15 protein-coding genes are annotated in these 17,491 nt (G+C 73.5%); 10 read left to right on the plus strand and 5 right to left on the minus strand.

Annotated features, from left to right (window positions below; all coding sequences use genetic code 11):
* The first annotated feature begins 31 nt into the window (after positions 1–31).
* Positions 32–1,882 (plus strand): asparagine synthase (glutamine-hydrolyzing), encoded by a 1,851-nt coding sequence (gene asnB / locus ACWDBE_RS37570; RefSeq protein ID WP_449793246.1) that lies wholly within the window; start codon positions 32–34, stop codon positions 1,880–1,882.
* 30 nt (positions 1,883–1,912) lie between these two features.
* Here asnB and ACWDBE_RS37575 read toward each other — a convergent pair whose 3' ends face one another.
* Positions 1,913–2,323 carry an ArsR/SmtB family transcription factor gene (locus tag ACWDBE_RS37575; RefSeq protein WP_449793245.1) on the minus strand — a complete coding sequence of 137 codons (411 nt, stop codon included), beginning with the start codon at positions 2,321–2,323 and terminating at the stop codon, positions 1,913–1,915.
* A 109-nt stretch (positions 2,324–2,432) separates the two neighbouring features.
* Here ACWDBE_RS37575 and ACWDBE_RS37580 point away from each other — a divergent pair, with 109 nt between their 5' ends.
* Together ACWDBE_RS37580 and ACWDBE_RS37585 are read left to right on the plus strand one after the other, a co-directional pair.
* Positions 2,433–3,638 carry an MFS transporter gene (locus tag ACWDBE_RS37580; protein WP_449793244.1) on the plus strand — a complete coding sequence of 402 codons (1,206 nt, stop codon included), beginning with the start codon at positions 2,433–2,435 and terminating at the stop codon, positions 3,636–3,638.
* A 238-nt stretch (positions 3,639–3,876) separates the two neighbouring features.
* A complete protein-coding gene (locus ACWDBE_RS37585; RefSeq protein WP_449810217.1) occupies positions 3,877–5,937 on the plus strand; it encodes a phosphocholine-specific phospholipase C in 2,061 nt (686 codons plus the stop codon).
* A gap of 60 nt (positions 5,938–5,997) precedes the next feature.
* Here ACWDBE_RS37585 and ACWDBE_RS37590 read toward each other — a convergent pair whose 3' ends face one another.
* Positions 5,998–6,150: a hypothetical protein gene (locus ACWDBE_RS37590; protein WP_449793242.1), complete on the minus strand. Its 153-nt coding sequence runs from the start codon at positions 6,148–6,150 to the stop codon at positions 5,998–6,000.
* 41 nt (positions 6,151–6,191) lie between these two features.
* Complete coding sequence (locus tag ACWDBE_RS37595; protein ID WP_449793241.1) at positions 6,192–6,746, minus strand: TetR/AcrR family transcriptional regulator; 555 nt, start codon at positions 6,744–6,746, stop codon at positions 6,192–6,194.
* 385 nt (positions 6,747–7,131) lie between these two features.
* Here ACWDBE_RS37595 and ACWDBE_RS37600 point away from each other — a divergent pair, with 385 nt between their 5' ends.
* From ACWDBE_RS37600 to ACWDBE_RS37620, 5 genes are all read left to right on the plus strand, one after another.
* The gene (locus ACWDBE_RS37600; protein ID WP_392884269.1) at positions 7,132–7,662 is read left to right on the plus strand and encodes an RNA polymerase sigma factor; all 531 of its coding nucleotides are present in this window, start codon (positions 7,132–7,134) and stop codon (positions 7,660–7,662) included.
* Between the two features lie 151 nt (positions 7,663–7,813).
* The gene (locus ACWDBE_RS37605) at positions 7,814–8,641 is read left to right on the plus strand and encodes a zf-HC2 domain-containing protein (RefSeq protein ID WP_449810218.1); all 828 of its coding nucleotides are present in this window, start codon (positions 7,814–7,816) and stop codon (positions 8,639–8,641) included.
* A 44-nt stretch (positions 8,642–8,685) separates the two neighbouring features.
* Positions 8,686–9,495 (plus strand): ATP-binding cassette domain-containing protein, encoded by an 810-nt coding sequence (locus tag ACWDBE_RS37610; RefSeq protein ID WP_449793239.1) that lies wholly within the window; start codon positions 8,686–8,688, stop codon positions 9,493–9,495.
* Positions 9,492–10,886, plus strand: coding sequence for a hypothetical protein (locus tag ACWDBE_RS37615; protein ID WP_449810219.1), 1,395 nt, complete (start codon positions 9,492–9,494; stop codon positions 10,884–10,886). Before ACWDBE_RS37610 ends, ACWDBE_RS37615 begins: the two co-directional genes overlap by 4 nt.
* Positions 10,883–11,467, plus strand: a complete 585-nt coding sequence (locus ACWDBE_RS37620) for a hypothetical protein (protein WP_449793237.1) — start codon at positions 10,883–10,885, stop codon at positions 11,465–11,467. Before ACWDBE_RS37615 ends, ACWDBE_RS37620 begins: the two co-directional genes overlap by 4 nt.
* Positions 11,468–11,537: 70 nt before the next feature.
* Here the strand turns inward: ACWDBE_RS37620 and ACWDBE_RS37625 are convergent, their stop codons facing one another.
* Positions 11,538–13,844 (minus strand): HAD-IIB family hydrolase, encoded by a 2,307-nt coding sequence (locus ACWDBE_RS37625; protein WP_449810220.1) that lies wholly within the window; start codon positions 13,842–13,844, stop codon positions 11,538–11,540.
* 146 nt (positions 13,845–13,990) lie between these two features.
* Between ACWDBE_RS37625 and ACWDBE_RS37630 the strand changes: the two genes are divergently transcribed.
* Entirely contained in the window at positions 13,991–14,329 is a 339-nt protein-coding gene (locus ACWDBE_RS37630; RefSeq protein WP_449810221.1) for a hypothetical protein, read from the plus strand.
* 88 nt (positions 14,330–14,417) lie between these two features.
* On the opposite strand, the gene ACWDBE_RS37635 is transcribed toward ACWDBE_RS37630, so the two are convergent.
* Positions 14,418–14,801: a peptidase inhibitor family I36 protein gene (locus tag ACWDBE_RS37635; protein WP_402416550.1), complete on the minus strand. Its 384-nt coding sequence runs from the start codon at positions 14,799–14,801 to the stop codon at positions 14,418–14,420.
* A 525-nt stretch (positions 14,802–15,326) separates the two neighbouring features.
* Here ACWDBE_RS37635 and ACWDBE_RS37640 point away from each other — a divergent pair.
* Complete coding sequence (locus ACWDBE_RS37640) at positions 15,327–16,925, plus strand: alpha/beta hydrolase (protein ID WP_449810222.1); 1,599 nt, start codon at positions 15,327–15,329, stop codon at positions 16,923–16,925.
* The last annotated feature ends 566 nt before the right edge of the window (positions 16,926–17,491 follow it).

Here is a 17,491-nt window from a genome sequence, read left to right on the forward strand (position 1 = left end):
CCCGCTGCGTGAGGACGAGAAGGAGACCGACATGTGCGGAATAGCCGGCTGGGTGGACTTCGGCCGCGACGTGCGCCAGGAACAGGACATCCTGGAGGCGATCACCCGGACGATGGCCTGCCGCGGCCCGGACGCCGAGGGCATGTGGAGCGACCGGCACGCGGCGCTCGGCCACCGCAGGCTGTCCATCATCGACCTCGACGGCGGCGCCCAGCCCATGGTCGCCGACGAGGCGGGCCGCACGCTGGCCTGCCTGACGTACAGCGGTGAGGTGTACAACTTCCAGGAGCTGCGCCAGGAACTGGTCGCCCGCGGCCACAAGTTCCGCACCAGGAGCGACACCGAGGTGGTCCTGCGCGGCTACCTGGAGTGGGGCGAGGGCCTGGTGGACCGGCTCAACGGCATGTACGCCTTCGCCGTGTGGGACGTCCGGGAGCAGACCCTGCTGCTGGTCCGCGACCGCATGGGCGTCAAGCCGCTCTACTACTTCCCCACCCCGAACGGCGTCGTCTTCGGCTCCGAGCCCAAGGCGATCCTCGCCCACCCGGAGGTGCCCCGCCGGGTGAGCGCCGAAGGCCTGCGCGAGATCCTGGAGATGGTGAAGACCCCCGAACACGGCGTCTTCTCCGGCATGTACGAGGTGCGCCCCGGTCAGCTCGTGCGCCTGACCCGGGCGGGGCTGTCCAAGCGGGTGTACTGGGCGCTGGAGGCCCGGGAGCACACCGACGACCTCGACACCACGATCGCCACCGTCCGCGGCCTTCTGGACGACATCGTCAGCCGCCAGACCGTCGCGGACGTGCCGCTGTGCTCGCTGCTCTCCGGCGGCCTGGACTCCTCGGCCATCACCGCGCTCGCGCACCAGAAGCTGGTCGCCCGCGGCGAGGGCCCGGTGCGTTCCTTCTCGGTCGACTTCGCCGACCACGGCGGGAACTTCGTCGCCGACCCGGTGCGCGGAACCTCCGACGCGCCGTTCGTCCGGGACCTGGTCGACCACATCGGCGCCGAGCACAGCGAGGTGCTCATCGACAGCGCCCAGCTCGCCGATCCGCAGCTGCGGGCGAAGGTCCTGCGCGCCCTCGACCTGCCGCCGGCCTACTGGGGCGACATGTGGCCGTCGCTGTACCGGCTGTTCCAGTCCGTCCGCGCCCAGTCGACCGTCGCCCTGTCCGGGGAGTCGGCGGACGAGGTGTTCGGCGGCTACCGCTGGTTCTTCGACGAGGAGGCGGTCCAGGCCCAGACGTTCCCGTGGCTGACGTCGGCCACCGGCAAGTACTTCGACGGCAAGTCGCTGTTCGACCCCGGCCTGCTGCACAAGCTGGGCATGCCCGACTTCCTCCGCGACAGCTACGCCCAGGCGGTGGGGGAGACCCCGGTGCTGCCGGGCGAGGACGCCACGGACCGGCGGATGCGGCAGATGAGCTACGTGAACCTGACCCGGTTCGTGCAGACCCTGCTGGACCGCAAGGACCGGATGAGCATGGCCGTCGGCCTGGAGGTGCGGGTCCCGTTCTGCGACCACCGGCTCGTGGAGTACGTGTTCAACGTGCCCTGGCGGATGAAGTCCTTCGACGGCCGGGAGAAGAGCCTGCTGCGGGCGGCCACGAAGGACCTGCTGCCGGAGTCGATCGTGCAGCGGGTCAAGAGCCCGTACCCCACCACCCAGGACCCGGCGTACGAGCGGGGCCTGCGCCGGGCGTTCAGCGCGCTCCTCGGCGACGCGGATTCGCCGGTGCTGTCGCTGCTGGACCGCGACGCGGCCCGCCGGCTGCTGGACTCGCCGGTCGGCGACACCAGCGCGCAGTACGACCGCTCGGGTCTGGAGCTGGCGCTCGGCGTCAACGACTGGCTGGTCGCGTACGACGTGACGCTGGACCTCTGACCGGGCGGGCCGGGGCCGGGGCGGTGCCGTTCAGTCGGTGCCGGCCGCGGCCCCGGCCCGGCCCGCGCCCGGGAGGGCGGGGCGGTCCTCGCCGCGGGCGGCGGCGGACCCGTAGCCGTCCCGCGTGGCGGAGCCGAGCAGATGGCCGAGGAGGCCGGGGTAGCGCTGCTCCAGATCGGCCGTGCGCAGCGAGTTGTAGCAGCGCGTCCCCTCGGAGCGGACCCACAGCACTCCGGCCTCCCGGAGGATCTTCAGGTGGTGGGTCATCGTCGACTTGGCGATGTCACCGCCGAGTTCACCGGCCGTGTGCTCCTTGCCGTCGGACAGGGTCAGCACGATGCCCAGCCGGGTCGCGTCGCTCAACGCGAAGAGGACGGCGGGCAGTCGGATGTCCCTGGGGTCCGGGTGGAAGTAGCGGCGCACCCGCCAAGAATCGCACATCCGATCAAGGCCTGGTCCGGATGGCCGAAAAGTGACGCCGAGCTTGCGGCGGGGCCGCGCCCTCGCACTATGTATCTATGTACCGCGACTATCAAACATTGGGGCGCCAGTGAAACTCGTCTACCTCCTCGGACTCGGAGCCTTCGCGCTCGGTCTCGACGCGTACGTCACGGCCGGCCTGCTGCCCGTCATCGCCGACGACTTCCACGCCTCCGTGTCGGCCGCCGGACAGATGGTCACCACCTTCACCCTCGCCTACGCCATCGCCTCGCCCGTCTTCGCCACCCTGCTGTCCGCGTCGCGGGTCCGCCTCGGCCTGCTCGGCTCCCTCGCGGTCTTCTCCCTCGCGAACGCCGGCAGCGCGATCGCCGGTTCGCTCGGCCTGCTGCTGGTCGCCCGGGCCTTCGCCGGTGTCGGCGCCGGCCTCTACCTCGCGCTCGCCGCCTCGGCCGCCGCGTCCCTCGTCGACGAGAAGCGCCGCGGCCGCGCCCTCGCCGTGATCATGGGCGGGATGAGCTCCGGCACCGTGATCGGCGTGCCGCTCGGGGTCTTCATCGCCCAGCACTCCGGCTGGCGCACCACGCTGTGGCTGGTCACCGCCATCGGCCTGGTCTCCTTCGCCGGACTCGCCCTGCGGCTGCCCGTCCTGCCCGCCACCACCTCGGTGACCCTGCGTCAGCGCGCCCAGGTGGTCACCGATCCCCGGGTCGCCTCCATCGTCGGCGTGTCCTTCCTCGCCGCCGTCGCCAGCCTCGGCCTCTACACCTACTTCGCGCCCGTCATGGCGAGCGACGTCATGGGCGGCGTCGACAACATCACCCCCTACCTGTGGGCCTGGGGCATCGGCGGCGTCATCGGCAGCTTCCTCATCGGCCCGCTGGTGGACCGGGTCCGGCGCCCGTACTCGCTGGTCGTCGGCATCCTCGTCCTGCTCACCGCCTCCCTCGCCCTGCTGCGCCCCGCCGCGACGGTCACCCCGCTGCTCGCCCTGCTGCCCATCGCCGTGTGGGGAGCGGTGGGCTGGGCGCTCCAGGTCCCGCAGCAGAACGACCTGCTGCTGGCCCGGGGGGAGCGCGGCGGCCCCGTCGCCGTCGCGCTGAACGAGTCCGCCCTCTACCTCGGCAGCGCGGTGGGCTCCGGCCTCGGCGGGATCGCCTTCTCCCTCGACTGGGACGGCGCCGTCCTCCCGCTGTTCGCCGCCGGAGCCGCCCTGCTCGGACTGGTCCTCCAGCTCACCGGCGTCCGCGCGGCGCAGCGCCGGCCGGCCGGGGTGCCGGTGCAGGCCGAGCCCGTGGCGGCCGACGCCGGCAGCTGACCTCCCGGCCCGGGTGGTCCCGTGCGGGTGTGCGGTCGGAGCCGTCCGTCCGCACACCCGCGCGGGAGCACCTGTGTCCGCCTCAGGCCTCACTCAGGTCTTGTCCGTACAACTCGATGCGTTCTTCTGCTGTACGGCGGGCAGTCATGAACGGTCCTCCGGACGGTACCCCGCACCCGCTGTCCTTGTGGGCGCCGTCCTCCACCCTCGTTCCTGACATGCAGAGGCCAACCCACCCATGGCAGAGCTGAACCGCCGCCGATTCCTCCAACTCGCGGGCGCGACCGTGGCGTTCTCGTCACTGTCGCAGAGCATCGCGCGCGCCGCGTCCATCGCCCCGCAGGGGACCACGGGCACCATCCAGGACGTCGAGCACATCGTCGTGCTGATGCAGGAGAACCGTTCCTTCGACCACTACTTCGGGGCGCTGAAGGGCGTCCGCGGCTTCGGCGACCCCCGCCCGGTCACCCTGCCGAGCGGCAAGTCGGTGTGGCACCAGACGGACGCCCTCAAGCGGGAGGTGCTGCCGTTCCGTCCCCAGGTCAGCGACCTCGGGATGCAGTTCGTCCAGGACCTCAACCACGACTGGGCCGGCGGCCACAAGGCCTTCAACAGCGGCAAGTACGACCAGTGGGTCCCCGCCAAGACGGCCACCACGATGGCCTACCTGACCCGCGAGGACATCCCCTTCCACTACGCGCTCGCCGACGCGTTCACCATCTGCGACGCCTACCACTGCTCGTTCATCGGCTCCACCGACCCGAACCGCTACTACATGTGGACGGGCTGCACCGGCAACGGCGTCACCGGCAACGGCCCGGTCCTCGGCAACCAGGAGGCCGGCTACGCCTGGACCACCTACCCCGAGCGGCTGGAGAAGGCCGGAGTCTCCTGGAGGATCTACCAGGACATCGGCGACGGGCTGGACGCGGGCGGCTCCTGGGGCTGGACAGGCGACGCGTACCGCGGCAACTACGGCGACAACTCCCTGCTCTACTTCAACAACTACCGCAACGCCAAGCCCGGCGACCCGCTGTACGACAAGGCCCGCACCGGCACCAACGCCAAGGCGGGCGACGGCCTGTTCGACCAGCTGCGGCGCGACGTGCAGGCCGGCACCCTGCCGCAGATCTCCTGGATCGCCGCCCCCGAGGCGTTCACCGAGCACCCCAACTGGCCCGCCAACTACGGTGCCTGGTACGTCTCCCAGGTGCTGGACGCGCTGACGTCCGACCCCGCCGTGTGGGCGAAGACCGCGCTGTTCATCACCTACGACGAGAACGACGGCTTCTTCGACCACGTCGTGCCGCCGTTCCCGCCCTCCTCCGCCTCGCAGGGCCTGTCCACCGTGGCGACCGGCGCCGACTACTACGGCGGCAGCATCGGCTACTCGGCCGGGCCGTACGGCCTCGGCCAGCGGGTGCCGATGCTGGTCGTCTCGCCCTGGAGCACCGGCGGCTACAGCTGCTCGGAGACCTTCGACCACACCTCGATCATCCGCTTCATGGAACGCCGCTTCGGCGTCCTGGAGCCCAACATCTCGCCCTGGCGGCGCGCGATCTGCGGCGACCTGACCTCCGCCTTCGACTTCACCGCGTCGAACGCGACCCCGGCGGCGCTCCCCTCCACGGCCGGCTACGCCCCGCAGGACCGCAACCGGCACCCCGACTACGTGCCCACCCCGCCCGCCACCGGCACCATGCCGAGGCAGGAGCCGGGGGCGAAGCCCACCCGCCCGCTGGCGTACGCGCCCTACGTGGACGGGGCGGCCGACACCGGCACGGGCAAGTACCGGCTCACCTTCAGCGCGGGCGCGGCGGCCGGCGGCCAGTTCCTGGTCACCTCGCCCAACCGCACCGACGGTCCGTGGACGTACACCACGGAAGCCGGCAAGACGATCGCGGACGCCTGGAACACCGCGTACTCCGGTGGCGTCACGGACCTGACCGTGTTCGGTCCCAACGGCTTCCTGCGCCGCTTCCGCAACCCCGGCAAGACGGCCGGGCCCGAGGTCACCGCCCGCCACGACCCGGCCACCGGCAACCTCGACCTGACCCTCACCAACGCGGGCGGCGCCGACGTCGTGCTCACCCTCACCAACGCCTACGGCGGCACGCCGCAGACCCTCACCGTCCGCCGGGGTGCCACCGTCACCTGCACCGTCGACCTGAGCGCCTGCCGCAACTGGTACGACGTCACCGTCACCTCCGGCGCGACCGCCGACTTCGTGCGCCGGCTCGCCGGCCACGTCGAGACCGGCGCCCCCGGCCTCTCCGACCCGGGCATCCTCACCCGCTGACGCGTCCCGCACGCCGCCGCCCCGGGCCCACCCCTGTGCCCGGGGCGGCGGCACGCGCGGTCAGAGGAAGCAGAGGCGGCACGTCCGGCGCCGGACGGCCTCGGGGACGTTGAGCCGCAGGCCGCGGGCGCGGCGGGTGGCGAGGCGTTCGGCGACCAGCGCGTCGTCGCGGTGCACCTGCTTGTTGCCCCAGCCGTTGAAGTTGAGGACCACGGCGTCCAGGCCGCCGTCTCCCCCCGTGCGGTCCGTACGGCTCAGGACCCGAGCCGGGCCACCTCGACGTCGATCGCCTCGGTCAGCAGGCTGCGGGCGTGCGCCAGCGGCAGGCTCCCGCTGAGCCAGCGCGTGCTCAGCCCCTCCAGCAGCGCGGTCAGCCGCTCCGCCGCACCGGCCAGCGCGACCGCCGAGGACATCGGCCGCACGATGCCGAGCAGCTCCGCGATCTCCTGCACCCAGATCCGGGTGGCCCGCGCCAGATCCTCGCGCAGCGTCTCGTCGAACACCGCGCTCGCCCGCAGCTCGCCCCAGGCGGTGCTGTTCTCCCGCACCTCGGTGGTGTCCTGGAGCTCCAGCAGCAGGGTCTGCTCCAGCTCCTCGCGGGGCGTCAGCGGCGGAGCGCCCTCGGCACGTTCGGTCGTGTACCGCTCCGCCCGGTCGTTGATGAACTCCAGCGTCTGCCGGAGGATCCCGGTGCGGTCCTTGAAGTGGTAGTAGATCAGCGCGGTGGACACGCCCGCCTCGGCGGCGAGCTCCTCCACGCGCAGCCCGCGCACCCCGCGCCGCGCGATCACCCGCGCCGCTGCTTCCATGATCGACGTTTTACGACTGGCCACGATCCACCACCCTATCGGTGGCGCCGGCGCCGGTTCCGCCCGCTCACCGACCGGCCGATCAGCCGGAGACGACCGGGCGGGAGGCACGCCGTCCCGGCGGCGAAGCGATGTGCCGCGCGGACCCCGGCGAGTGGATCGAACGGCCACCGGACACGGCCGCGAAGCCGACGGGCGGGCCCGCTCCGGGACCCCCGACCTCCGCATCCACCGGGAGCCCGGCGCGCTGACCTCGGTCGCAGCGGCCGGAGCGGACCGGAAGGCCGGACCGCGACCCGTGACGCAGGTCACACCGAACGGAGAACCCGGGTGCCGGATCCCGCGTCTGGCTGGTGTGAGATCACGCAGGAGAGCACTGGACGACATGGACGAGGAGCGGCTTCTCCGGCTGGTGGCCAAGGGGGACCGCGGGGCGTTCGACGAGCTGTACCGGCGTACGTCGCCGTGGCTGGCGGTGCGGCTGCGCCGCCGCTGCGCGGACGAGCAGATCGTCGCCGAGGTCATGCAGGAGACCTACCTCGCGGTGTGGCGCGCGGCCGGCGCGTTCGCCGGGAGCGCGGTCGGTGGGACGGCCGTCGGGTGGCTCTGGACGATCGCGGCACGCCGCCTCGTCGACGCGTTCCGGCGCCGTGCCCACCACGCCGAACCGCCGGTCGCGGCCGCCGAGCGGGCGGTGGTGCCCGCCGCGGAGGAGGAGGCGCTCGCCGGGTCCGTCGGCGGCGACGTCGGCGACGCCCTGCGACGGCTGGCGCCGGAACTCCGAGAGGTACTGCAGGCCACGGTGCTCGACGGGCTCTCCGTCCGGGAGACCGCCGTCCTGCTCAGACTGCCCGAAGGCACGGTCAAGACCCGTGCCCGCAGGGCCCGGATCGCGATGCGGGAGGCGCTGGCGTGAACGAGCGGAGAAAGCGGGTCATCGAGAGGTGCGCGTTGCGCGAAGCGCCTGCCGGGGCGGAGCGAGGTGGGCGGATGAGTGAGCGAAGCGAGCGGGTCATCGAGAGGTGCGCGTTGCGCGAAGCGCCTGTCGAGCGGAGCGAGGTGGGCGCATGAGCGGGGAACACGCCTCCGGGCGGTTGATCGACGACTACGCGCGCGGCGACGCGACGATCGCGGCTGACACGGTCTGGGCACTGGAGGCCCACCTGGAGGCGTGCGCGCCCTGCCGGAGCCGCCTGGCGGCCGCAGTGGCCACCGGGGCGCCCGACATCGCCGCGTTGGTGGAAACCGTCCGCGCCGGTCTGGCACCGCAGTTGGACGCGGCCGTCACGGCGCCCGCGCGATGGCGCCGCCCGAGCTGGGTGTCGTCCTGGCTGACGCCGGTCATGGCCCCGTGGCTGGCCATGACGGCCGTGGTCACCCTGATGGCGCTGCTGCTGGACGAGGCCGCGCCGCCGGAGGTCTTCGGCGGCACCTCACCGGTGGCGCTGATCGCGCCGGTGCTGCCGCTGTGCGGTGTCGCCGTGTCGTGGTCGAGCGGCCTGGACCCGGCACACGAACTGACCGCTTCCACCGCCAGGGCCGGTCTGCCCCTGCTGCTCAGGCGCACCACCTCGGTCCTCGTGCTGGTCCTGCCCGTGCTCCTGCTGGGCGGATGGCTGACCGGGACCACGACGGCCGCGCAGTGGCTGCTGCCCTCCCTGGCCTTCACCTCCACGGCTCTGGCGCTGGGCAGCGTGGTCGGGGTGACCCGCGCCGCCGTCGGGCTGGCGGCCGCGTGGGGCGTCGTCGTGCTGGTACCCGCATCGGTCACCGGCCGTGTCCCCGACGTGCTGCGACTCGCCCTGCAGCCGGACCGGCTGCCGGTGTGGGGGCTGCTCCTGGCACTCGGCACCGGCGCCGTGATCGCCCGCAGGAACGCCTACTCGACGCTGTGAAACCCGCTGTGCAACCCGTGTCCACCACTGAAAGGGACCACCGCATGACACCCGTGACGAGCGCGGCCGAGACCGCGCCGAAGACCTACGCCTGGGAGATCCGGGCCAGCGGCCTGAGGGTGCGCGTCGGACGGAGCAGGATGGCCGTCGACGGGCTCGACCTCTCCCTGGGCCTCGGCGCCCACGGCCTCCTGGGGCCCAACGGAGCGGGGAAGACCACCCTGATCCGGACACTGGCCACGGTGCTGCGCCCCACCGAGGGCGAACTGGAGATGCTCGGCACCTCCCTGGCCAGGATGGGCGACCACCGGGCCCTGCGCCGCCGCATCGGTTACCTGCCGCAGGACTTCGGCTACTACAAGCGCTTCACGGTGCGCGAGTTCGTCGAGTACATGGCCTGGTTGAAGGAGGTCCCGAAGAAGGACATCCCCGAAGCCGTCCAGCGTGCCGTGGAACGGGTGGGCCTGGCGGACCGCGCCGACCACCGGATGAAGACCCTCTCCGGCGGCATGGTGCGGCGGGCCGGCATCGCCCAGGCCATCGTCAACTCCCCGACGGTGCTGCTGCTGGACGAGCCGACGGCCGGCCTGGACCCGGCACAGCGGCTGCGCTTCCGGGAGTTGCTGGCCGAACTGGGCCGCGACACCTGCGTGGTCGTCTCCACCCATCTGGTCGAGGACGTCGCGGCCGCCTGCTCCGACGTGGTGCTCTTCGCCGCCGGCCGCCTCGTCTTCCAGGGCACCCCCGACGAGCTGGCCGCCGCGGGCGGCACCGAGCACCCGGGCGACAGCCCCCTGGAGCGCGGCTACTCGGCACTGCTCCACGACTCCGGACAGCAGGGGAGCGCCTGGTGAACGGACGTGTGCTGCGCACCGAACTCAAGCGCTCGGCCGCCCCGTGGGCCGGCGCCGTCATCCTGGGCGGCAGCCTGGCGGTCTTCTTCCTGATCGACGGGATCTGGTGGAGGGGCACCGCGGGGTGGACGGCCCAGTGGACCACCATGGCCCTGTGGACCCGTTCCCTGCTGGCCTTCTGGCTACCGCTCGTGGTCGGCATAGGAGCGGTCTACGGGCTGCGTGAACCCCGCTCGCGGATGACCGAACTGCTGGCGACCACGCCGCTGCCGGCCTGGCGCCGCGCGGCGGTGCCGGCGGGAGCGATCGCGATCGCGCTGGCGGCGGGCTTCGGCCTCCTCAGCCTCGTCGGCGGAGTACAGGTGGCCCTCGGCCCGACCACCTACACGGGTCTCGGCTGGCTGCCGACCTCCCTGGTGGCCGTCCTGGGACTCGTCGCGGCCGCCGTGTTCGGCATGGGCGTCGCTCGGACGCTGCCCTTCGTCCTCACCCCGCCGGCCCTGGTGGTGGCCTGCCTCGCGGTGACGGGCATGCTGCGGGTGCGGATCGAAGGGGAGGTGCCGTCGACCAGGGGGCCGAACCGGTTGGGCCTGCTGTCCCCGGTGACCGGGGACCCGCGGCAGATGCTGCTGACCCTGTCCGGCTCCACGCACCTCGGCCAGACGATCTGGCTGCTCGGGCTGCTCGCCACCGGCCTCGCGCTGCTGGCCGCCGTCACCCGCCGGGCCCGGCTGCTCGCGGTGACCCCCGCCCTGGCCGGCGCGGCCGTGGCCCTGCTGGTCCTGCCGGCCGCCGCACGTGACACCTACGTCGTCGACAGGGCCGCCGCTGCCCCGGTCTGCGACGGGCCGGTGTGCGTGACCGAGGCGAGCCGGTCGCACCTGGCCGAGCTCGCGCCGCGCGGCCGGGAAGCACTGAGCGTGTTGCACGACGTCCTGGGCGACAGGGCGCCGACCTCGGTGCGACAGGACACCGCGCTGCGCGCGTTCGGCGATCCCCGATCCCTCCGCGGCGACGCGGTGCTGGTCGACTTCGACGACCAGCTGTTCGTCGACGCGACCGGCCGGGACCTGACCCGCGCGCTGGTCGCCGAGGGGCTGGCACCGAGCTGCCACCCCAGGACCTCCCGGGAGGGCGGAGGACAGGACGACGTCGCGTTGCGGAGCATCGCCGTGAGCTGGGCCCTCGGTGACGCCACCCTCCAGCCGATGGAGGAGAAGGGCACCGACGAGTACTCGCGCAGGATCTGGGCGGAGGCCGACGCCGCCTGGCAGGAGCTGAAGGCGCTGGCGCCGGACGAGCAGCGCTCGCGGATCGCCGGGCTGCGCACCGCCGCCCTCTCCTGCACGGCGAGCCTGCGCGAGCTGCCCGCGGCGGGTGCGTCGCGATGAGGTGGCTGATGCTGTACGCGCGTTCACGTCAAATGCCCGTGTCCGCCGCGGCGGTCACCCTTCTCGCGTCGGCGGTGTGGGCCTTCGTCCGGGGCGACGCCACGGGTGCGCCGGACGTGATGGACCCGACCGCGTTCTTCGTGCTCGCCGCCGGTGTGGCGGCCGGCTCCGTCGGGTTCGGCGGTCAGGACCCCGCACTGGACCGGACGGCCTCGATCCGGTGGGTGCCCCGCCGGGCGGCGCACGCGGTGCTGGTCGGCGCGGTCGCCGGTGGGGCACTGCTGGCGGTCCAGGCGGTGGGCCCGAGGTTCGTCCCCACCGAGGTCGTCGTCCGGGACACCGCGGGCCTGGTCGGCCTTGCCGCGCTCGGGGCGGTGCTCTGCGGGGCGCACCTCGCCTGGACGCTGCCGACCGCTTGGCTCGCGTTCACCGTCCTCGCTCCGCCACTGCCGCCCAGCACCGTGGGGAAGGCGGTCGGTTGGATGACCTCTCCCCCCGGCACGGCGGCGTCCACCTGGACCGCGGTGGCACTGCTGGTGATCGGCGGCACGCTGTACGCCGTGTCCGGCCCGCGGCGCTGACGGGCGGGCCCGCCGGCCGTCGGGTCCGTCCGGACCAGGGCGGGCCGGGGGTGGCGCGGGGCCGCCCCGCTCAGGGCCACCCCGCGGTCTGTGGGCGCGGGGCGGCCGTGGGCCGGGCCCTCGGCGGACCGACCTCGGCGGGGTGGTTCCGGATGGCGGCGACGATCCGGGCGGCCCAGTCCGCCGGGCGCTCCCGGCCGAGGAGTTCGGCGAGCCGCTCCATGCGGGCCCGGCGTTCGGCGGGGGTGAGGTCGAGGGCGCGGGCCAGGACGGTGGCGAGGTCCTCGAGGGAGTGCGGGTCGGTGAGCAGGGCGGGCCCGCCGAGTTCGGCCGCGGCGCCGATGTGACGGGAGAGCACCAGGACGCCGGGTGCGGGCTCGGGGTGCGGGAGGGCGGACCGGGCGGCGATGAACTCCTTGGCGGTGAGGTTCATCCCGTCCTGGAGCGAGGTCACCCAGAGCACGTCCGCCGTCAGGTAGGCGTCGACGACCTCGGTGGTGGACAGGGCGCGCGGCAGATGGTCGACCGGTTGCCAGGGGCCCTGCCGCCAGCGGGCGTTGACCTCGGCGACGCGCTGCTGCAGCCGCCGGCGGGTGGTGTCGTAGGCGGTGATGCCGGGCTCGGGTGGCGGGCAGACCAGCCGGAAGGTGAGCCGGCCGCGCAGTCCGGGCCGGCGGGTGAGCAGCCGGTCGACGGCCTCCACCTTCTGGATCGGCGCCTTGGCGTAGTCGAGACGCTCGACCGAGAGCACCACCCGGCCGGCGGCCGGATCGGGGAGAGACGTGCGGAGGCGGGCGTGGCTCTCGACGGCGAGCTTCTCGATGGCGGGCCGGTCGACCCCGAGCGGGTGGACGCCGGTGCGCGGCGGATCGGGCAGGCCGGCCAGGGTCCGGCGGAAGTTCTCGGCGAAGTCCTCGGTGTGGAAGCCCGCCCAGTGGAGGCGCGCCAGGGAGTCGCGCAGTTCGGCGGCGACCGGGAGGGTGGCGAAGACCTCCGGGGCCGGGAAGGGGGTGTGGTGGAAGATCCCGGTCCTGAGGTCGGGCCGGGCGCGGTGCAGCAGGCCGGGCACCAGCCAGAGGTTGTAGTCGTGGAGCCAGACGGTGGCGCCGGGCGCGGCCAGGGCGTCGATGTGGCGGGCGAAGCGTTCGTTGACCGCGCGGTAGTCGGCCCAGGCGCGTTCGTCGAAGACCGACCGGCCGGGCTCGGACATCAGGACCGGCCACAGCGTCTCCTTGCAGGCGCGGTGGAAGTAACCGGTCCAGGTGTCCGCATCGAGGGGTACGGGGGAGAGCGGCAGCCCGGCCGGGTGCGGGCGTTCGCCGGACGCGTTGCCCGGCGGGCCCTCGGGCGGACCGTCGGGCGGCTGGTTGCCGACCTGTGCCGTGACCCAGACGCCCGGCAGGCCGTCGGTGAAGGCGTTGGTCAGGGTGGGCAGGATGCCGTTGGGGCTGCTGGGCGACTGCCAGCTCTCGCCGTTCCAGTGCAGCGGCGGGCGGTGGTAGGCCACCACGAGGGAGTGCAGGCCCGGACCGCGTTCGACGGCGGAGCGGGCGGGACCGGGGCTGGACCCGGGTTCGGTCCGGGGCTCGGCCTGGGGCTCTGGCTCGGCCCCGGTCCTGGTCCCGGGCTCGGTCCCGGTCTCGGGTTCGGTCCCGGGCTCGGGGGCGAGCCAGCCGAGCGCCCGGAGCGCCACGTGGATGCCCGCCGCTCCCGCCCGGCCGGGGCGGTGCAGCAGCGGGTTGTCGGCGAGGGCGGCGAGCAGTGCGGGTTCGGCTCCGGCGACGACCACCGCGTGCGTACCGGCCCGGAACAGCGAGAGGTCGTTGAGGGAGTCGCCGGCGACGAGGATCTCCGCGGGCTTCCAGCCCAGCTTCCCGGCCAGGGCCCGTAGGGCGTTGCCCTTGGAGGCTCCGGCCGGAAGGACGTCGAAGAAACGGTTCGCCGAGTAGACCCAGGTGCAGCCGAGCGCCTCGACGGCCGCGGTGAGTTCGCCGGTGAGCCGCTCGGGGGCGAGGTGGTAGGAGCAGCGCCCGTCCTGGACGACGCCGTGCTGGTAGCCGAGCGCGGGGAAGCGGCGCAGCGCGGCGCGTACCCGGTCCGGGCCCGGCCAGCCGGTCCGCAGGTGTTCCTGCACCGGGTCCACCGGCGTGAAGTCCGAGCCGTCGAGGACGGTGGCGCCGACGTCGGCGATGATCCACCGGGGTCTCGGTACGAGCGGATCACGGAGGACCTCCCGGACGGAGGCCAGTCCGCGCCCGGTGGCGAAGACCAGGGTCACCTCGGGGTGGCGGGCCAGGGCGTCGCGCAACCGGCGCCGGTCGTCCCGGGTGCCGCCGAGTAAGGTGCCGTCCAGATCGGTGACCAGAATCCTCGACATCCGAGGGACGCTAACACGATCACGCCGTGTGGTGAAGTGTTCACATCACACTGATGTCCGTCCGAGCGCGGGCCCGCCCGCGACGGGCGGAGAGCGGCGTCAACCCGCCCGTCCCACCCGGCCGTTGACGTCTTCGCGGTGACCGGTTGTCACGCACCCTGGCCGGCTCGCCGCAGAGCCACCAGGCCCAGCAGGTCTGGCGGCTCGTCCCGGAGCTCGACCAGCCCTCCGTCCGCGGCGGCGTCAGCGCCCTGGCCCGGGCCCCGTACGGCGGCACCGGCCGCGGCACCCGGCACGAGCGGACCGTCCGCCGCACCCTGGTGAGCGGCTTGGTCCCGCCCGAGCAGGGCGGCCGGCTGGTGGTGCCGCAGCGGATGGCGGAGCAGCCCGGGGCGCTCGACGACGTGGCGGGCCTGCTCAAGCGCCACCCCGACCTCGCCGGGTACTCGGCCGACGCCTACGGGGTGCTCTCCCCACTCGACTGAGCACCGGGCGGCGGCTCGCCGACCCTTGTCCGGGTCGACGAGCCGCCGTCGCGGTGCCCCGGGGGAACCGCGAGTTCGAGGTCAGGCCCTAACCGAGGTGGGCGCGGTAGGCGCTGACCCAGGCGCCGATGCTGCGGTAGCCGGTGGCGTCGATGGTGATCGACCCCCCGGTGCAGTCGTAGTTGTCCCAGAGCTCGACCCGGTCGCCGCCCTCGGTGCGGGCGGAGCGGATCCGGTCGTTCCAGTTGTCGCCGACGTAGGTGCAGGCCCCGTCGTTGCCGGAGAACCACCGGTCCGCGCCCGAGAAGCCGGTGTCGCTGAAGGCGTGGAAGCTGGGCTGGCGGGCGAGGGGGTTGGTGGCGGCGGAGTGGGAGGCCGAGAGGGTGACGGGCTGGGCGGAGGAGGCGGGGGCGACGACGACGGTGGTGGCGAGGACCGCGGCCGTGAGCAGCAGCCTGCGAACGACGGACATGACGTCTCCTTCGGGCGATTCGACAGAGCGGTTCGATCGAGCGGAGCCGGGTGAGCGGGGCGGCGGGAAGGGCGGAACACATGCCGGTGCTTCGCCCTCGTCGGCGCCTTCACCCGGCGGCCAGTTCAGAATTTCACGCCGTGGCAGCGGACAGCTGCGTATGCGAAGAAATGACGGAAACGGGCCTCGGGCACCTGGTCGCGGGTCGGGCGGGGATTCGACTCCGCGGTCGCTCGCCGGGACGGTGGTCCGGGTGAGGCGGCTGGGTCGGGGGAGGAGGCCGTCTGTTCGACGGCGGAGGGTCGCTGTGGGTGCCCCGACCGCCACCACGTCGATGCCCACCCGCCGGATCCGGCCGTACCCGACCGATGTGCGGACCTTGTGCGCATCCTCGTTCAGTGCTCATTGACCGTACGTCAACGGACAGTTCGGCGCCGTCGACCGGTACCTTCGGTGGATGTGCCCGGTCGGTCGGGCCGCATAGCGTCGCCCCGACGGCCTGCCGAACACCCGAGGGGAACCATCGTGATCCGCGCCGCCAAGCCGGCCGCCGCCCTGGCGGCGCTGGCCCTGACCCTCCTCGCCGCGCCGTCCGCCGTGGCGGACGGCGGCCGCGTCTCCGGCGCGGCCGGCGTGACCGGCCGGGCCCGGGCGACCGGCGACGGTGTCGACGCCGTCGACCCGCTCGCCGCGCTGCGCCGTCAACAGCCGGCCTGGCACCCGTGCCGAACCGGCCCGCAGGACACCGCCGGCGCCGAGCTCGACGACGCCGGCGCCCGCTGCACCGAGGTCACCGTCCCGCTCGACCACCGCCGACCGGACGGCCCGACCCTGAGCGTCGCCCTCTCCCGGCTGCCCGCCACCGATCCCGCCCACCGCCTGGGTGCCCTCTTCTACAACCCGGGCGGCCCCGGCGTCCCCGCCCGGCACCTCGGCGTCGCCTTGAGCCGGGCCGCGCCCGCCCTCGCCGCCCGCTACGACATCGTCGCCATGGACCCGCGCTTCGTCGGCGCCAGCACCCCGCTCGACTGCGGCTGGCCCGCCGGCGGCCCGGGGTCGGCCGGCCCCACCCGCGCGACCTTCGAGCGGTCCGCCGCACTCGCCGGGGACCTGGCCGCCCGCTGCGCGCCGTACCGCGACGTGCTGCCGCACCTCTCCACCCGCGAAACCGCCCGGGACATGGACCTGGTGCGCGCCGTCCTCGGCGAGCCGACCATCTCCTACCTCGGTTCCTCCTACGGCAGTTACCTCGGCGAGGTGTACCTGCAACTGTTCCCCGAGCGGGTCGGACGGGCGGTGCTCGACGCCGCCCTGGACCCCGACCGCTTCGGCCCCGACCTGACCGCCACCCAGGGCCCCGCGATGGACGCCGCGCTCACCGCGTGGGCGGAGTGGACGGCCCGCCACGACGACCGCCACCACCTGGGCACCAGCACCACCCGGGTGCTGGCCGCGGTGGAGCGGGTGCGCCGGCAGACCGAGCGGGCCCCGCTGACGGTCGGCACCCACCGGGTCGACGCCCGCACGCTGCCGCAGGTGCTGTGGACGGTGTCGGCCGGCGACGACACCGCCGCCTACACGGAGTTTGCCGACCTGGTGCGCGTCCTGGTCGACGCGGCCGAAGGCCGGACCGCCGAGCCGACCGCGCTGCTGGAGGCCGTGCTCACCGGCCTGGAGGCCCCTGACACGGGCGGGTCCGCCGCCGTGCAGACCGCGATCATGTGCGCGGACCGCGCCGCTTCGCGCGACCCGCTCGCCTACTACCGCGACGTCCAGGCCCACCGCGCCGACGAGCCGCTGTTCGGCCCGCTCACCCGCAACCTCACCCCCTGCACCTTCTGGCCCGCGCAGCCCGCCGAACCGCCCACCCGGGTGCGCAACGCCGTACCCGTCCTGCTGGTGGGCGCCGACGGCGACCCGGCCGCGACCCGCGCCGGCCAGCTCTCCGCCCACCGGGCCCTGACCGGCTCCCGCCTCGTCACCCTGCGCGGAGCTTTCCACCACACCGTCTATGCGGGCATGTTCGCGCCGCAGGACGCCTGCGTCGACGCGGCCGTCGACCGCTACCTCCTGGACGGCGTTCTGCCCGCCCAGGACACCGACTGCATCGCCGCCCGCCCGTGAGGCGGTGAACCGGCGCAGGCCACCGGGCGCCGCCCTCCAGCAGGACGGTCAGGACGTACGGCACACCGTCGAAAGCCGGCTCGCTCCGCTTCCACGGCGCCGGCGGCCCTCGGCACAGGGCGTTTGTCTCGGGCGCCGAGGAGGAGTACTGTCTCCCAGTCGCTCGAATGGGAGCACCGGACACGCATCGGCGCGGACGGTCCCGGGGCGGCCAATCCCTTGAACCAACACTTCCCGGCTCGGGCTGGGGCGGATCTGTCATGGGCAGATACGGCCTGGTCTGAATGTGGCGTGTTCATTTAATCGGATTGTGGCCGATTCGCTTTTCCGAGCAGAGCTCGGCTAAGGTTTGAAACGTCGAACGGAGCGCAAGCGCCGGGTGACACCGGCAAATCGGAAGTGGAAAGCCCCGGAAGCGGAGCGGAAAACATCTGATAAGCTGGAAACACGAAAGAACGAAGCCCGGAGGGTCCCGCTGGAAGGCGGTCCGAAGGAAGCGTCCGTTCCTTGAGAACTCAACAGCGTGCCAAAAGTCAACGCCAGATATGTTGACATCCCCGGCCTCA

Source organism: Kitasatospora sp. NPDC001132 (assembly GCF_053598415.1).

Excerpts from the sequence above, each read along its gene's own strand:
- asnB (WP_449793246.1), top strand. The coding sequence starts at position 32 with ATGTGCGGAATAGCCGGCTGGGTGGACTTCGGCCGCGACGTGCGCCAG.
- ACWDBE_RS37575 (WP_449793245.1), bottom strand. The coding sequence starts at position 2,323 with ATGTGCGATTCTTGGCGGGTGCGCCGCTACTTCCACCCGGACCCCAGG.
- ACWDBE_RS37585 (WP_449810217.1), top strand. The coding sequence starts at position 3,877 with ATGGCAGAGCTGAACCGCCGCCGATTCCTCCAACTCGCGGGCGCGACC.
- ACWDBE_RS37595 (WP_449793241.1), bottom strand. The coding sequence starts at position 6,746 with ATGGAAGCAGCGGCGCGGGTGATCGCGCGGCGCGGGGTGCGCGGGCTG.
- ACWDBE_RS37600 (WP_392884269.1), top strand. The coding sequence starts at position 7,132 with ATGGACGAGGAGCGGCTTCTCCGGCTGGTGGCCAAGGGGGACCGCGGG.
- ACWDBE_RS37605 (WP_449810218.1), top strand. The coding sequence starts at position 7,814 with ATGAGCGGGGAACACGCCTCCGGGCGGTTGATCGACGACTACGCGCGC.
- ACWDBE_RS37610 (WP_449793239.1), top strand. The coding sequence starts at position 8,686 with ATGACACCCGTGACGAGCGCGGCCGAGACCGCGCCGAAGACCTACGCC.
- ACWDBE_RS37620 (WP_449793237.1), top strand. The coding sequence starts at position 10,883 with ATGAGGTGGCTGATGCTGTACGCGCGTTCACGTCAAATGCCCGTGTCC.
- ACWDBE_RS37625 (WP_449810220.1), bottom strand. The coding sequence starts at position 13,844 with ATGTCGAGGATTCTGGTCACCGATCTGGACGGCACCTTACTCGGCGGC.
- ACWDBE_RS37635 (WP_402416550.1), bottom strand. The coding sequence starts at position 14,801 with ATGTCCGTCGTTCGCAGGCTGCTGCTCACGGCCGCGGTCCTCGCCACC.